The sequence below is a fragment of the Mesorhizobium sp. M7A.F.Ca.US.006.04.2.1 genome, from assembly GCF_004022915.1.
Taxonomy (GTDB): Bacteria; Pseudomonadota; Alphaproteobacteria; order Rhizobiales; family Rhizobiaceae; genus Mesorhizobium; species Mesorhizobium ciceri.
Map to the genome: position 1 here is coordinate 1 of NZ_RZQA01001254.1, position 1,294 is coordinate 1,294.

General features: G+C 57.0%; 2 protein-coding genes. Both read left to right on the plus strand.

All coding sequences use genetic code 11. The features are described 5' to 3' along the window. Window positions 1–606: 606 nt before the first annotated feature. On the plus strand, window positions 607–990 hold the full coding sequence (locus EN925_RS36365) for a hypothetical protein (RefSeq protein WP_063170813.1): 384 nt from the start codon (window positions 607–609) through the stop codon (window positions 988–990). Between the two features lie 42 nt (window positions 991–1,032). After that, window positions 1,033–1,278 (plus strand): hypothetical protein, encoded by a 246-nt coding sequence (locus EN925_RS36370; RefSeq protein WP_127367886.1) that lies wholly within the window; start codon window positions 1,033–1,035, stop codon window positions 1,276–1,278. Window positions 1,279–1,294: the final 16 nt, after the last annotated feature.

Sequence of the window (1,294 nt, forward strand, 5' to 3'; positions counted from 1 at the left end):
GGTCTATGGAAAGTGTACGTTCAAGCAGCCGATTCGTGCGAGAGGACGACTTCGTTCTTCGAAAGATCGCTTTGGTCGCCTGCCCTACCAGCCTATGCCGCACTTTAGCTCCCGGATCTAACTTGCAAGGATTGGGAACCCGCGAGGCGTTGTTCTCGCAGTCGCGCAGTCAAGCAGGAGTGCGGACAGGCCTACCCAGCAGCGAAACAGAAAAGCGCCGGCGCTGGGTCTTCACCGGGGCTAAGGGCATGTACGAGCTACCCTGCATGTCCGAGTTTCAGCCTGCGCTAATATTGTAAATGAATGACTGTGCGCACCGACTTCTCCGGGTCGTTGCGTTTGGCGTCACTGTGGTTCCCGAAGGGCCGATATACTCCACCAGCGCGAGGCATGACCGCTCAGATTCTGTTGGTCGGCGCCAACGTTCGCGCACCTCTGCGCCGGCCGCCACGGCACTTTGAGGTGAAGTGCCGCTCACCGGAGCTAAAACCCAGCAATTGGCCGACAATCGCCGAATAGCCGATTGGTTGAAAACGTACAGCGAATCCGTTGGGGTTATGCTGGACAACAGGGTAAACAATTCCTTTCGCTGGAAGGGAGGCCGCGATGGTTCGAACGCATTTAGAAGTTGCACAAGGCGTAATCGCAACCGGCTATCTTGTTCGGCATAATTCCATGATCGGAACTGCCAAGTTTCGCCAAGACGTGGATCGTTCAAGGCGCGCAATCGAGACATCGCGCGAACTGCTCAAACGCCTTCGCCAACGTCACCACGATGACATGGCGCGAGGGTGGGAAGATCCGGGCGTGGCAAGCGTCGCCGTCTCCGCCTTTGACGCCGACATTCTCCGATCGGCATTCCGAGAGTTGGTCAGGCAAACGGGTGTGCCTGAGTATCAATGGCGTGATCTGGCCACGAGCCTGGTACATGAATTCACCGGGTGCGAGCAGATGGAAACCGGCCTGGTGGATTGGATCACCAGCAAGTAGCGCTACAAGGAAACCTTTTCGGGGATTCGGAATTAGGGTCGCATGGCCCGCTTCTTCTTTGATTTAACCGACGATGGCGAAGTCTTTCCCGATCCTGAAGGAACCGAAATTGCGAGCCGGGAAGCCGCTGAAGATGAGGCAGCAAGAGCGTTGCTTGAAATAGCCAAAGACCGGATGCCGGACGGCACTTTCAGAGAGGTTGCCATCCATGTCCGCGATCACACCAGCAAGCTCCTATTCTCCGTGAAGGTCACGTTCGAGTTGGTGCGTGAGCCGCCCGACGGATGAGGACGCGGCCCTAGCT